This is a genomic window from Paludifilum halophilum, from assembly GCF_002245355.1.
In the GTDB taxonomy this organism is placed as follows: Bacteria; Bacillota; Bacilli; order Thermoactinomycetales; family DSM-45169; genus Paludifilum; species Paludifilum halophilum.
The window spans coordinates 337,268-350,631 of record NZ_NOWF01000003.1 but is presented as its reverse complement, the minus strand read 5'-3'; the positions used below and the strand labels follow the sequence as shown (position 1 = coordinate 350,631).

Annotated in this window: 13 protein-coding genes; 1 reads left to right on the top strand and 12 read right to left on the bottom strand. The window is 52.3% G+C overall.

What is annotated here, in order from left to right; translation table 11 throughout:
• Positions 1–12: 12 nt before the first annotated feature.
• The 6 genes from CHM34_RS06870 to terL all read right to left on the bottom strand — a co-directional run bounded on the left by CHM34_RS06870 (position 13) and on the right by terL (position 6,553).
• Positions 13–1,092, bottom strand: a complete 1,080-nt coding sequence (locus CHM34_RS06870) for an SU10 major capsid protein (RefSeq protein ID WP_094263845.1) — start codon at positions 1,090–1,092, stop codon at positions 13–15.
• A gap of 64 nt (positions 1,093–1,156) precedes the next feature.
• The gene (locus CHM34_RS06865) at positions 1,157–1,849 is read right to left on the bottom strand and encodes a phage scaffolding protein (RefSeq protein WP_094263844.1); all 693 of its coding nucleotides are present in this window, start codon (positions 1,847–1,849) and stop codon (positions 1,157–1,159) included.
• A 117-nt stretch (positions 1,850–1,966) separates the two neighbouring features.
• The gene (locus CHM34_RS06860) at positions 1,967–2,344 is read right to left on the bottom strand and encodes a hypothetical protein (RefSeq protein ID WP_094263843.1); all 378 of its coding nucleotides are present in this window, start codon (positions 2,342–2,344) and stop codon (positions 1,967–1,969) included.
• Between the two features lie 13 nt (positions 2,345–2,357).
• Positions 2,358–3,290, bottom strand: coding sequence for a phage minor capsid protein (locus CHM34_RS06855; RefSeq protein WP_094263842.1), 933 nt, complete (start codon positions 3,288–3,290; stop codon positions 2,358–2,360).
• Positions 3,290–4,864, bottom strand: coding sequence for a phage portal protein (locus CHM34_RS06850; protein WP_094263841.1), 1,575 nt, complete (start codon positions 4,862–4,864; stop codon positions 3,290–3,292). The genes CHM34_RS06855 and CHM34_RS06850 overlap by 1 nt, the downstream gene beginning before the upstream one ends.
• Positions 4,865–4,876: 12 nt before the next feature.
• Positions 4,877–6,553 carry a phage terminase large subunit gene (terL, locus tag CHM34_RS06845; protein WP_094263840.1) on the bottom strand — a complete coding sequence of 559 codons (1,677 nt, stop codon included), beginning with the start codon at positions 6,551–6,553 and terminating at the stop codon, positions 4,877–4,879.
• Between the two features lie 183 nt (positions 6,554–6,736).
• Between terL and CHM34_RS06840 the strand changes: the two genes are divergently transcribed.
• Entirely contained in the window at positions 6,737–7,276 is a 540-nt protein-coding gene (locus tag CHM34_RS06840; protein ID WP_094263839.1) for a site-specific integrase, read from the top strand.
• A 320-nt stretch (positions 7,277–7,596) separates the two neighbouring features.
• Here the strand turns inward: CHM34_RS06840 and CHM34_RS06835 are convergent, their stop codons facing one another.
• The 6 genes from CHM34_RS06835 to CHM34_RS06810 all read right to left on the bottom strand — a co-directional run bounded on the left by CHM34_RS06835 (position 7,597) and on the right by CHM34_RS06810 (position 13,363).
• On the bottom strand, positions 7,597–8,736 hold the full coding sequence (locus tag CHM34_RS06835; protein ID WP_094263838.1) for a right-handed parallel beta-helix repeat-containing protein: 1,140 nt from the start codon (positions 8,734–8,736) through the stop codon (positions 7,597–7,599).
• A 575-nt stretch (positions 8,737–9,311) separates the two neighbouring features.
• Positions 9,312–9,605 carry a hypothetical protein gene (locus CHM34_RS06830; protein WP_094263837.1) on the bottom strand — a complete coding sequence of 98 codons (294 nt, stop codon included), beginning with the start codon at positions 9,603–9,605 and terminating at the stop codon, positions 9,312–9,314.
• A gap of 830 nt (positions 9,606–10,435) precedes the next feature.
• On the bottom strand, positions 10,436–10,822 hold the full coding sequence (locus CHM34_RS06825; RefSeq protein ID WP_169713631.1) for a phBC6A51 family helix-turn-helix protein: 387 nt from the start codon (positions 10,820–10,822) through the stop codon (positions 10,436–10,438).
• Positions 10,823–11,176: 354 nt separating this feature from the next.
• A complete protein-coding gene (locus CHM34_RS06820; protein ID WP_094263835.1) occupies positions 11,177–11,698 on the bottom strand; it encodes a hypothetical protein in 522 nt (173 codons plus the stop codon).
• Between the two features lie 276 nt (positions 11,699–11,974).
• Positions 11,975–12,346 (bottom strand): hypothetical protein, encoded by a 372-nt coding sequence (locus tag CHM34_RS06815; protein WP_094263834.1) that lies wholly within the window; start codon positions 12,344–12,346, stop codon positions 11,975–11,977.
• Positions 12,347–12,595: 249 nt separating this feature from the next.
• A complete protein-coding gene (locus tag CHM34_RS06810; protein WP_094263833.1) occupies positions 12,596–13,363 on the bottom strand; it encodes an RNA polymerase sigma factor in 768 nt (255 codons plus the stop codon).
• Between the last annotated feature and the right edge of the window lies 1 nt (position 13,364).

Here is a 13,364-nt window from a genome sequence, read left to right as displayed (position 1 = left end):
CTTTAAATCTTATTAGGTGAGGTTGGAGAGGCGGCCGTGGGCTTTCTCTTGGTACAGTTCCAGGGTATACTCGCCGACGATTTGACCCTCGACGTAGTCGCCTTTTTTACCGAGGAACTCGTGGGAGAACTCGCGGCCGCGCAGGGGGCGGATAGCCACGCGGTTCAGGTCGACGAGCATAGCTTCGTTTGCGTCCAGGTTGTTGTTAAGCAGGACCGGGAACTCTCCGAAGTCGGTAACCAGGGCGTCCACAACCATACCGCGCACGCGGTCGTTACGGTCGAGCTGAACCTTAGTGCTATCAAACTGAGAAACGACGCGCTTCTGCTTGGCCGGAACGATAAGGACGTGGTCGGAACCGGAAGCGAACGCGCCAGCTTCGTACAGGTCTTGCGCCAGGTTGTTAATTTTGTCCATAGTCAGCGCTTCGCTAGCGGAATCAACATGGGTAACGACCTGGTTACGGATACCGTTCATCTGGCGGATTTGTCCGTTTTCCAGCTTGATACCGCTGATAGCGGCCTTTTCCAATTGCAGGGCCAGCTCGAGCATTTTCTTAGAGCGCTCGTAATCGTAAATGTCGTCAATGTTGTAGTTAGCCACTGCCAAAGAGGTACCGGAGATAGAGATGGTTTCGTCGAAGATTTGGGTATAGTTCTCTTTCCGGGTACGCTGTTTGAAGCGGGCTTTACGAGCGTCCGCACCTTCCACACCTTCCACGAACAGGAATTCGATTTTATCCCCGGTGGTATGGTCGGCATCGGTCGTGCCAGCGTAGCCCCGTTCCACGGTCAAAGTAGTACCGGAAACGCTGGTTACTTTAACCATTTCGGAACCGACGCGAGCAATAACGTCCGCGCGGAACGGCTCAGCGTCTTCGACGGAGATAGAGGTATCACCCGCGAGAACGTCCGCGGCCAGCTTGGACTCAGTGGCGAACATTTCGTCTTCGAGCCATTCGTGCTTGGTGTTGGCGGCGGCCTCGGCAAACCCGACCATAGACAGCAACGGGATTTGGTTCGGATTCAGCCACAGAAGTTCATCGGATACGGACTCAGGAATACCTACTTGCAGATTCGTTTTGTAAATCATAGTAGAGGTAACTCTCCTTTTTCAAAATATTTTGATATTTAACTCGCAAAAAAGGCGGGGCGTTTTACTTTGTGTTGAGTTGACGTTTCAGTTTCAGATAGGCGGCCATATCACGTGGATTACCCGAGCGGGCCCTTTGCTTGGCTTCTTCGAGCATCTGCGCTTTAGTCTTCGCGTCTGTTTTCTTCGGAGGGTTGGACGCTTCGCCTACGGTTTCGGGTTCGGCTCTAGCAACGAGGAAAGGATTTTCTTTAACGAGATTCTTAACGATGTCCTCCATACCGTGGACGCCTTCGTCGTCGACAGTCACTTCGGATAGGTCCGCCAACTTCTTAGCGGCCGCCAGGTACTCGATATTGTGCTCCTTAGCCAGCTCCTGGAACCGGGCGTCGATTTTACTATTCTTCATAGACTCGGAAACCTCGTTAAGCTTGTTCGAGAGCTCCTCCTTTTCGCGGGTAGCGACCTCGAGTTCTTCCTTAAGGCGCTCCACCTCGGAGAGTTCCGCCTGCCGTTGTTCTTCGGCTTTCGATTCGAACTCGCTAAGCTTGGACTTAACGTCGTCATAGTCCGCGTATTGTTCTTTCAGCTTCTCCAACTTCTTGTTAACGCGGCCGACACGCTTAGCGATAAGCTCGTCGAGTTCCTCCTGCGTCATGGAAATTGTTTTCGGACTGTTATCCGCGGTTTCAGTCCCTTGGGTTTCCTCTCTGCGGGGTTCCTCGACTTGTTGGTTCTGCTGTTGTTCTTCCGCCATAATGCGTTCCTCCCGTTTTAGGGCCGTCGCCCGGTTTCCAGACGTTTAACGCCCGTCTGTACGGCGTTCGATTATAAGAAGTTCCGCCCCACGGTGCACTCCGAAGGGCGGGAGCTGTTAGACAATGGAGTAGCCGGTTACTTCGATAGTCAGGTCCTCGGCCACCGTGGTGTTCGCGTTATCGCCTTGAATAGCGATAAACTTTTCCGCGGAAACGAGGGCCCCGTAACTGGCCTCAACGTCGGAAACTGTAGCAGTTTCGGGGAATACCTCACCGTCGATAGTGATAGAGTCGACGGTTACGTTAGTTCCTTTCGTTACGGTAATAGCCTTGATGTACCAGAGCTCGCCTTCGGGTACGGAAATCGTAGCGGTAGCGTCGGCTCCACTTGCCGCGATACTAACCGTAGCGGACTTCTTAATCGCCTTACGCTTTACGCTTTCCTGGACGACGTGCCCGTTAGCGTCTTCCTCGATAGTCGTTTTAAAGCTCATTTGCTAGCCCTCCTTAAGTTTCCAGCTCGTCCTCGCTGGGGTTTCGTTTTCCGGTCTGTATTGCCGCGTTACTCCTGGCCGCCTGCCGTTCGGCGGTACGTTGTAAATCGTCCGGCAATAAAGAGGGGTCCCGTAGGACGTGGACCGTATGCTTACAATTGGGGTGCCATATCTGATTTGTGGCCCGAAGCTCGGAAATAGTCGGGTAAGGACCCGGAGCACTTGCGACCAGCTTAACGATACGGTTTTCGTGGAACCGGCACGCGTCCTTCGCCCCGTGGGAGCTGATAATCCCGTACGGGGAATCGTTCGCGATAGCCTCGTTAGCTCTTGCCTCCAGGTGGATGTCGTTTAATTTCGTACGGGCTACGAGGTCGACGTAAACCTCTGGCCGCCAGCGACGCCCCGCCGCATCTATAATGCCGGTGTTAACCGCGTCACCTAAGCGCTTGCGTAAGGCGCGCATCATATCGCCGGTAATCGTCTTACGGCCGTTAATTCCTTCCGTCATGTTTGCCCGCATAACTTCCGACGTCACTTGTTGAACTGCCAGTCGTACCCGGCGGTCAATGTTACGCGTTACCGCTAGGAGGTCCTCCTGGGTATCCGCGACCGCCGCGGCTACAACCTCAGCGTTAACCTGGTTCAGTTGGGCCATAGTGGCCGCCTGTTCCATCGTCTCAGCTATACCGAGCTCGTACAGGGCCGACTCGACGCCGTCCTGTGCGGCTTTCGGTACGTTTTCCTCGACCCAGGCCGCCGACGCTTCGTTAAGCTCGGCCAGGATACGGGCGATTTCCCGGAGCCTGGTCTGCACGAAGGGGCGGGAGGGGTCCATTAAGTCGATTCGTTCCAGCTCTGCGAGGATGTTTCGGACCGCTTGCTTATAGAGACGGGCGAGCGTTTCGACGTCGTGCTCGTAGGTCGGTTCGGGAGCCGTTCGCATTAGCTACCACCGTCCTGCTCGTCGTCTCCTTCGGGTTTTTCTTCGGTTTGTTTTTCGGTACCGGAGTCCTTATTAAAAATGGACGCGTCAACGAATCCCGCGGCCTTCTCGGTGTCCTCTTCGATTGACTTAAGAATGGCATCCGCCTGGGCGTCATCTAGTTCGTCCATCCGTTTAATAGCGGTCTTAACGTCGATAGTCGGTTTTCCGCCGGTCCGGAGGTTCATAATTTCCGCCAGTTCCTTATCGGAATCGGGGAGACCGTCTTTCCAGTGTATTTTCGGGTATTCGGCGTTATAATCCGCGCCACCCTTCTCCTTATCCATGACCATAGCGTAGTAGAGCGAGTCCCGGACAGCCTCGTCGACATGGACGCGAATACGCTTAACCTTTGAAAGGATAGGCATAAACCGGGCCTTAATCGCCATGCCGTCCGTATGGGAGGTACCGGTCCCGCCGTCGGAGCCATTGTCCGCGACTACCGTACCGAAAATCCATTGCGGAGTCTCGGAGATTTGAAAAACCATAGAGACCAGCTTATCGAGTTCCTGGAAAGCTCCCTGTAGCTGGGACTCCCACGTCATATAACCGGGGGTAACGTCCTGGTCGTTAACCTCCAGGTACCGACCGCCTGCCGCCGTGCTGGTCCCGCTCTCGTCAAGTGCAGGCCCGTACATAGTCGGGTCGGAGTGCTTAAACAGGATATAGTCGATTTGTACCAGACGGTCCATAATCGCTTCTAACAGCGAGAGGATTTTTTCGATACCGCCGATACCTTCCCAGGATTCATCTGTCGTTTTATACGGAACATGAAAAACCAGGGGAACGTCGGCTCCTGTCGCCTTAATTTCGGGGTCGCTTACCTGGTCGATAATGTCATACTGGAGCAGGTCGACTCCGTCCACCGTAACGACTCGCGGTTTTTCCGCCAGCTCGAAGTCCTCTCGGATAACGTATCCGGGGACGTGTCGCTCGACACGGAGGAACGGCTTTTCCTCCTTACCGGTATCAATGAAGTAAACGTATGCGATATTGATAGCTTTAAACTGTTTCCGGCTGTTGGCCGAAACCTCGGGAAACACGTAGGCCGGGTCGACCGATTCGATAATCGGCTCCGGCTTAGTTCCTTTCGGCTTCGGATAACCTTCGGGGATTTCGGAAAAGTCCTGCCTGTAGTCATATCGCACTTTAAGGAAAGCGTCTCCGCGGATACCGGCCCCGATGACCATCTCATGGATGAGCTTATTAAGGCCGTTTTCCTCGACGATGCTATTAAGGGCTTTCTGGACGGGGGAGCGGTCACCCTTACCGCTTTCATAAATCGGGGGCTCCCCGACCATGAGGTCCGCCGGTTTCGTAAGGATAATGTCGGGAAGGTTGACCGCGATAAGTAGACGCTGGAGCTGTTTGTACTGTTCCAGCCTATCGGGGTCCTCCGCGATAACCTGCATAAACCGCTCGCGGAGCTCCTGTAACCGTCCTTCGAAAGCTACCCGGCATGTCTCGTATTTCGCCAGTCGTTCGAGGTGGTCGTCCGCAGGATAGACGCCGCCGACGTCGTATAATTTCGGCATTTATCTACCCTCCTATAACCAATTAGGTTTTTTCTTAACGGCCCTGGGGGCCTTCTTCGCGATTTCCCACGCCATTTGAAGGCTATCCGGCCCGTCATCGTGCGAGCCGGTGCCGTAGGTCTCGAACTGATAAAGGAGGAGACCATGGTTACGGCTAAAACGAATCCGCCCGGCTTCGATATCCGGGAGCATGGCTTCGATACGTAGCTCCTTACGGGTCCGGTGCTTTACCTCGTGAACTCGTGTAGCCGCCGGGAATCCCTCCGCCCGGAGCGCCTCCTTAAGCTTAAAGGTAAAAAACTCCTGGGCCGCCTGGGCCTCGGCCGCGATGCGGTCCGGCTGATACTTCATAACTTTGTCCACGATGATTTTAAGGAATATGTCGGGGTGTACTCGGTCCATCCAGCTATCTATCACGTACACCGTTTTCGTTTTCCGGTGACGCGCTACGGTCGTAATGGCCGAATAGTCGCCGCGTTCCTTACCCATAGCGAAGTCGATACCCATATAGAGGTTAAACTCGCTCCGCGGAAAGGCCTTATTCCGGTCCTCATCCGTCCAATAGTGGAACTTGTCAGGGTCGAATACCATGTCATCCTTTGCCAGGGGCTCGTTTTGAAGCTCGGTATTAAAGGCGAGGGTGCCCTCGTCCCATCGGTACTTGAACAGCTCGAAAAGGCCCTTAACTTCCGGCCATATTACGCGCGCCCCACGCTCCATTTCCTCTCGGTGCTTCTCGTAAAATGCTCGGGCGTCCTCGAGTGCCTGCTCGTCTTCCGCGTCCGGATTGTTGTAAATGTTCTCACATTTCTCCCAGAGGTCCATACGCTCCGGCCAGTCGATAACCGCGCGGTAAATCCGCTTTTTAAAGTCCTTCCGGTTCTTCAATACGTGAACCAGGAGGCCGTCGTGGTGAATCGTCGTTCCCATATAGACGTAAGCGGTAAATCGCCCTCCGGGGTCTCCCAGCGGCATCATATCCTGCGAGAACCAGTTCCGTAGCTTCTGTCGGAGCTCGGCGGTATTCGTATTGTCGCGGCTTTCCAGGTCATCCAGGACGATAAGGTCCGGTCGTACGCCGTTCCAGTTACGGCCCCGGACCCGCTGGCCGGTCGACACCGAGTCAACCTTCGCGATAAGCTTTTTATCCTCGTCATCATCGGGGAGCCACGCGACAAACTCCTCCGAGTTATCCTTCGGGTTCTCCGCCTGCTTGGGGGAGAGGAGGGGGCCGAAGTCGTCCCGGAGCTTCTTGTTATATTGCATTTGAAGCGAGAGCCATTGCTGATTCATTTTCGCAGTGGTAGGCGTCTCCGAGAAAATCATTACATAGCGCCGTTTCCGGTAGATAATCTCGTGAAGAGGAAACGACTTTGAGAGAAAAGAGCTTTTTCCGTGGCCCCGTGGGGCGGCGACGCAGACCTTAGCGTTAGTCTCCTCGTTGGAAACTCTGTTCATAATGTCGCATATTTCCTTGTGGAACCATGGGCCATCGTGATAACTTGGGAGGTCGAACCCTTGCCAGTTACCGGAGTTTCCGGGGTTTCCAGGCTCCGAGAAGTACTCCCAGGTAAACCGGTAGAGGTCTACCTCGCACTCGTGAATCCGTTCCAGTCGCTCCAGCTCCTTATCGAGCCGTTCGAACTCCAGAAGCTCCGATGGGGAAAGCGAATTAATATTCTTCGCCATTCCGCGGAGGGCCCTTCGATATGCGTTGATAAGTTCCTGTCGTTCCGGCCGGTCTACCCATCGGTCGTTAATCCAGGCTATGGTGTCCGCCTCCCTTCGTTAATTTTTTCGAAATAAATACTTGCGTTTTTCGATAATCCAGTCTATACTGTAGTTAACACAAACCGAACGGGGGTTAACCTTATGAACGTTGTCCAGCCAATCCGTTCCAAACGCAAGATTACCGCCATGAAGAACGCTCTTTCTCCTCGAGACCGTCTGCTGTTCGTTATCGGCGTTAACTCCGCGCTCCGTGTGTCCGACCTGCTCTCGCTGAAAGTAAAGGACGTACGCGGTCGGGACTTTATCACCCTTAACGAAAAGAAAACGCGCAAGGCGAAGCGGTTTAAGATTAACGCCTCGATTAAGCGGGAAGTTAACCGCTACCTGGCCTCCGGCGACTTCGGAGACGACGAGTACCTGTTCCGCTCTCCCCGCGCTAACAAGCCGATTAGCCGGGTCGCCGCCTGGAAGAACCTTAACAAGGCCGCGGCGGCCGTGGGGTTGGAGGAGGTCGGAACTCACACGTTAAGGAAAACCTTCGGGTACTGGGCCCATAAGAGCGGCGTACCGATTACGGTTATCCAGAAGGCTTTTAATCACACCCACCCCGCGATTACTCAGCGGTACCTCGGCATTACTCAGGACGACGTCGATGACGTTTACGACCTGGTCCAACTGTAGTTCCTGCCGCCCTGCTTTGAGCGGTGCGCCTAAAAATCGCGCGACAAAAATACGCCCCTGTCGGGGCTTTTTCTTTTCGAAAAACAGGCCGGAAATACGGCCGAATTTACTTACGAAATAACTACCGAGTACAATTACCCTCGGAAGGGTTTAAAACGCCGTGGCACCCCCGTAGAATCGAGCTGAGAGGGTGTTATGGGGTATGGGTTAGGCGCGCTCCGAAGGGAGCGTCCAAGGTTATGTATCAACCGGGCACGTAGTCCCGGCCGTGAGGGAACGTCGTTAAGGGGTATTCGTTAAAGACTCCGTTAAAGACTTCGTCAATAATTACCGCTTACTTTATTCTTCTTTCCGCTCGAGTCCGATACATCATCTCCGTAACCCCAGATACGGTTTGATTCGACGAGATTGTTATAAGCGTCGTTTACGAGACCGATTCCGGGGTGTTCGTTATTGCTCCCATTGTTCCGGAGGAGGTTACCAACAACGGCGTTATTGTTAGAGCCGTTAATCACGATACCGTAATTTCCGTTATGAAAGACGTTATTACTGGTAATCGTGTTCGCATGGGCCGCATTATAGAGGCTAATACCCTGGCTCGCGCTCCGGGAGACGACGTTACCCTGAACCGCGATACCTTCGACGTAGTTATAGAGGTTAATACCGTTCCGCTCGCTGTCAGTAACCGTATTCCCTTGGATGGCTCCGCCGGAAGTATATTCGACGGTAGCACCGTCTTTACAGCCCGCGAAGGTATTTCCGATAACGACCAGGTTTTCGTACCCGTAAGCCCGGATTCCGTCGTCGTACATACCCTCGAAATGATTTCCGATAATTCGGATATTTTTGTGCCGATAACCGGGCTCGTAGGTATGAGAGCCTACGCCGCGCGACCAGTTGACGAACCGGCAACCGCGGACCACTACGTTAGCACAAGTCGTCATATCATAATTACCGCCCGCCGGGTAGACCGATTCGCGGTACGCTCCGTCAATTTGAATAGCTTCGGACTGTCGAGTGGGCCCGAGCTGGCCGTCGAAAACGCAGTTATCTACGAGGGCCGTATGGGTCGAGTTAATCTCGATACAGTGGTTACGGTAAACGTTAACGACGGCCAGGTCCCGAATAACCAGCCGCCGAGCGTGCGCGAAAGTAATAGCGGTACCTGCGCTCTCGTGCTCGGTACCGTTAAAGTCCCAGGTGCCGCCCTCCAGGACGACGTCGTGGACGCCCTCGTAGCCGTTAACACCCAGGATTCCGGGGCGAATCATGTTTCCGAAAGTGCCGCCGCGCATGATAATCGCATCCGGGGCCAGACGGAGGGTAGTACGCGGGAAAATCTCTAGGCACTCTGTAATCGTATGCCGGCCCGCCGGCACTTTCACCAGGCCGCCGCCGTTATCCCGCGCGGCGTTTAATGCGTCCTGGATACTCGCGAAAGTCTGTCCGTTGTAAATCATGCCTTTTCGCCCATCCTCCTTACTTCATAACTTGGATAAACAATATTCCGCTAATAAAAGAAATGGGGGATACTATAGCCGCTCCAGTCGCCACTCCGAGCAGGAGGGGCTCGCCTTTAGTCATTATAAGCAATAGAATAAGAGGAACTAAAAGAATCAATATAAATAACCAGTCTTTTGCGCCCATTTTTACCGCTCCTAACTGGTCCCTCAGAATTACCGAACGGCTACCTCGGCCAGCGCGTCACGGACAGTATTAACAAAAGCGTAAAAAGCTCCTTCTTTTCTTCGCGTCCAACATATAGAACTTACACTCGAGATTACCCACGACGGTCATAGTACGAGATGGTCTTGTTAATTACCTTCCTGGTTTTTCTAAGTTGTATTATGCTATCAATAGTGGTAGCCAAAAAAGCTAAAACCACAACGGCAAATACCCCAACGATTAACCATATTAGTACACTCAAAGCAAACTCCGTTAGTATTCCTCCTCAGTTTTAAACTCGACGCCTTCGGTCTCATTCGCGGAAAGTTCCGCGTAGTTTGCGTACGTGTCAGCCACCGTGTAGGCCCCTTCAGATAATCAGCTCGAAGCGGAAGGTTACCGTAATGCCGCCGCGGGAAACCTCCTGTTCGATTTCCGCCTCGACCAGTTTATAATGGCCGATAAACTTTTCGACCTCTTCAATAGCCTGCCCCGGCGTAATGGATGGGAGGTAGTGCATACCCGCGGAGACCTTTACGACCAGGTATCCATCGCTGGCTTCTTCGCGGTCGATAAAGACTTCGTAAACTCGCGTGCCCGTGTGTTTGACGGCGCACCAAATAAACCCGCGGATGAGTTCGCGAGGGTTGAACTCGGAAAGCATTATCGATTCCCCCTTATGCGGCTTGAGGGACCAGGGAGAACTCGATTTCCTCTAGCCGCTTAACAAAGTGGCTCCGCTTCTCTTTCGGGAGCCTTTCGACAACTTCCTCGCGAGTTAAAGGCCTGGGCAACTTCATACCCCCTTATCGGCGCATAATAAAAGCGCCACCCGTGGTAAGGTGACGCTAGTAACCTTCAAAGTTCAATTTTGACGCGGCTATATTTTTCGCGCTAGGCCCCGGCCCTCTTGGCCCCCGCCCTGGGGGGTCCGCGCCGCGCTCCGGCCTTCCTCATTTTTATTCATTGAGTGCATATTTCCGGTTAACAGAATACATATTTAGTTAACTTTCCTGAGTCGCGAAAATGGCTTAACGAAAGGCTTTATCAATTATCTTTACGTTCATCTTTTACGCGCTACTTTTATACACGCTGTAAGCCGCATTGTATAAGCCTTGTTAAATCGTGGTTGATTCGCGAGCAATGAATAAAACAATGAATAAAATAACGTGAAAAATGAGCGTTCCAAAATTTCTAAGGAGGGCATCCATAAAAGGCACTCAGCGGGTAAATATGCGTATGTTGTGTAATACTGTACCCTACCTATACCTAGTTTCTACTATAATATATAACTCCTATATGGACCCGTAACAGTACCCTAAAAAGGCCCGTATATAACCCCCGTAAAAAAAGAGGGCGTATATATGCCCCTCCCGTAAAAAGGACCCCAGTAACCTTCGAAATAGGGGCGCCCCTAATAAAAAAAAAGGTGCCTCCCCTTGTTTTTCGAACGGGGTAAACGAAAGGGTTAAACGGACGGCTTTCTCGAAAGGGTTATTCCGCGTCCTCGTCCGCGTATTTCTTCGCAAGCTCTCGCAAATGGTCGATATCTGCGCCCTCGTCTTTCTTCTCGGAGGTCTCTACGTGCAGGCTATCGGACAATAGCTCGTTCATTTGGTAAATCAGCTTAGCGGCGGCCGCGTTCCGGTCCTCGATAGCGGCGCTCGCCATAGCGTCGTTAACTTCCGGCAGGCGGTCGATAGTATTTCGGATAATCTGCTTTTTCAATTCCCGGTTAAAAAGGTCGTCCTTCTTCCACTCGTAAACAGTTTTGCGGGTTACTCCGCACTCCTGCGCGATTTTTTCCATCGTCAAACCGCCTTTTTTCGGCTGGCTTAAGTAGTGAATCGCGACATGATGCTCGGGCTTAAGCTCCTTCACTTTCGTTTCCTCCTCTCGTCTTAATATTGGGATAATTAATCGTAAACTTAAACGGACGGGCCAGCGAGTCGGCGGCGGAAGGCGGGCCTGGATTCTTACGTTTATCTCTGTTCGGATTATCTCTTACGCTATATCTCTTACGAGTTTTTAATTCGCGGAGATTATCCATCCAATACGTTTGTTTGAACGTATGTGAAATCAAACGGCTGAGCGATAGCGAAGCGGAAGTATTTGTTGCTATTTTACGTATTGCTATTTTACGTATTGCTATCTTTACTGACGTTCCAGGACATACTATCCATGATATGTGCAGGACATATTACTGGTAGTATGTTCAGGACATACGACTTAATATTACGGGCTTTTCTTTTGGCCCCGACGCTTTGCTTTGTACTTCTCCAGGTCCGGTACTATCTTTTCTCCATCTTCGTCCACTAGGTAACCGTCCTCAGTTATCCGCGGGCAAAAGGACGGAAAGTACCAGCGAAACCGCTTCGTGCCTTCCCAGCGGTCGACTACTCGGATAATTCCGTTAGTCTCCAGGATATCCGCGAGAAGCTTAATGCGGTTACGGTCTATTCTCATTGCCCGCGTAATTGCGTCGTAGGAAAGGAAGCAGGCCCCGAACCGGTCGTTATTCGCGCCGTCTTTTCTGGTCTCGTTACCGTCGATATACGACTGGAGCAGAAAGTAAAAATAAACGATATCTCTTATTTCTGGCTTTCGTTTCATGTCTTTATAAACGACGTCATAGGCTTCCGTTATTATCCGCGGAAATACCTTCCGTATAAGTTCTCGGTTATAAATCTCATATCCGGGCGAATCCATTAAAATACCCTTATCGTTTGGTAACGCCTTTCTCTGTACGTATTCCATATTCGCGTAATCCCCTTACGCTCAATCTCCCCGTAAAAAGAAAAGAAAAAGACTCGCGACAGGAGCGGGGGAATACTCTTTTCGGGAGCTACCCTAGTCGCGGCTAATTGATGTAGTCGGTTGTCGCGACCCGCGGACCAGGCGGGTAGTGTCTTGCGACGGGTTCTGAGGCATACGGGCCTCTTTCGGAGTACCGGAGAGGGAGTCGCGACCTCCAAATGACAACACCGATACTCCCAAAGAGAACCGTCCGATAAACGGACGAATGAGTCCCGATTATCCGAGCGTAATAATCGTATCCGCTTTCTCTTTTACGACGTACCACGGGACGAGGAGTCCGAAAGTAAGATATCCGCGGTTTTTAACCGGCCGGGCTTCGTATTTAAACAGCCATTCGGCGATATGCTCGCGGAATATGGAGGATTTGACCACGATAGCCTCCTCATATCCGAGAGCGTAATAAACTACGAAATCAGCTCGACCTTTCAGGGCCCAGCCGAGCGCTCCGGTCGAGTTGTTGGAAACGGTCTCGATAAAACAGTTTCCCGTCCGTTGTGTCCGGGAGTCGGTTTTATATTCGACTGTGAGTTCCTGTCCGGTTTCTTTGTTGACGAAGATACGGTCTATTCCGCGCTTTTGGTCTGCCATAGATACCTCGTGAACATCGAATCCGCGGGACGAAAAGTAATCATCGAGTTTATCTTCGCCTTGCTGTCCATATCCTAGTTGTTCGCGAAAGCTGTAAGTCTTCGGTATTATTTTCGCCCCCTTTTTCGATAGTCAGGAGAAAAGTAAAAGGTGGCGCTTAGCGTCTCGCCCCGGTCCCCGTAACTTATCGGAATATTTGTAACCTTATTCTATGCTATACCCAAGAAGTAGGGCAAAAGTTAAGTTAAACTACGGGATGACAAAGATTTGCTTTTTCCCTATGCTCCATTCGTTGCCGAAGTCGTGTTCGTTTTCTTTGTCGGCTACCCTACGAGCCGCCATACGGCTACCGGCGACGTCGAACTGAGGTTTTACGTCTCCGACCGGTACCTGCATTTTTTCTCGGTACTGCATCTGTCGTGGGTTAAGGCACGGGTACTCGTCCTCAGGATTTTCGTAAACTTCCACAACTACCGGCGGGCCCTCTACGCGTTGACGGAGGACCTCCTGGGCCAGCTCGTCGCCGTTTTCGGCATACCAGGCGAGCAGGTCCTCGTTAGCCTCGTCCGGGATTTCATAGGCGGGTACCTCCCCGGCCGCTACCGCGTTAAGCCAAACGAAAAGAGGACGGCGGCTATCGAAGGGCTTTACCGCGCGTCCTCTGAACTTGAGGTCCTCTTCGGCTTTCATTTGAGCGGCTATTCGCTCCAACGAAGTGTTTAACGATAGCTTAATCGCCCCCTTAGTAATGCTCAATATGCCTGCGGCCTCCTCCATAGTGGAATCCGTAAAGAAGTAGAGCGCCACTACCTGCCGCTGTCTGGCCGTTAGGACCGGGCTATCCAGGGCGTCCCGTAAATCCTGGAGGATAACCGCGGTATCGTAGTCCGCTCCAGGGACCAGGCGGGCATCTAAACGGTTGATTTCCTTAAGGAGCCGCAGGACTCCGACCGCTTCATACGGGAAGTCATCGTCGTTTCGTTTATTGGCGGAGGTGATGTCTGCTCCTTTTCCCATG

Excerpts from the sequence above, each read along its gene's own strand:
- CHM34_RS06860 (WP_094263843.1), bottom strand. The coding sequence starts at position 2,344 with ATGAGCTTTAAAACGACTATCGAGGAAGACGCTAACGGGCACGTCGTC.
- CHM34_RS06820 (WP_094263835.1), bottom strand. The coding sequence starts at position 11,698 with ATGGAATACGTACAGAGAAAGGCGTTACCAAACGATAAGGGTATTTTA.
- CHM34_RS06850 (WP_094263841.1), bottom strand. The coding sequence starts at position 4,864 with ATGCCGAAATTATACGACGTCGGCGGCGTCTATCCTGCGGACGACCAC.
- terL (WP_094263840.1), bottom strand. The coding sequence starts at position 6,553 with ATGGCGAAGAATATTAATTCGCTTTCCCCATCGGAGCTTCTGGAGTTC.
- CHM34_RS06865 (WP_094263844.1), bottom strand. The coding sequence starts at position 1,849 with ATGGCGGAAGAACAACAGCAGAACCAACAAGTCGAGGAACCCCGCAGA.
- CHM34_RS06815 (WP_094263834.1), bottom strand. The coding sequence starts at position 12,346 with ATGGCAGACCAAAAGCGCGGAATAGACCGTATCTTCGTCAACAAAGAA.
- CHM34_RS06870 (WP_094263845.1), bottom strand. The coding sequence starts at position 1,092 with ATGATTTACAAAACGAATCTGCAAGTAGGTATTCCTGAGTCCGTATCC.
- CHM34_RS06840 (WP_094263839.1), top strand. The coding sequence starts at position 6,737 with ATGAACGTTGTCCAGCCAATCCGTTCCAAACGCAAGATTACCGCCATG.
- CHM34_RS06855 (WP_094263842.1), bottom strand. The coding sequence starts at position 3,290 with ATGCGAACGGCTCCCGAACCGACCTACGAGCACGACGTCGAAACGCTC.
- CHM34_RS06830 (WP_094263837.1), bottom strand. The coding sequence starts at position 9,605 with ATGCTTTCCGAGTTCAACCCTCGCGAACTCATCCGCGGGTTTATTTGG.
- CHM34_RS06810 (WP_094263833.1), bottom strand. The coding sequence starts at position 13,363 with ATGGGAAAAGGAGCAGACATCACCTCCGCCAATAAACGAAACGACGAT.
- CHM34_RS06835 (WP_094263838.1), bottom strand. The coding sequence starts at position 8,736 with ATGATTTACAACGGACAGACTTTCGCGAGTATCCAGGACGCATTAAAC.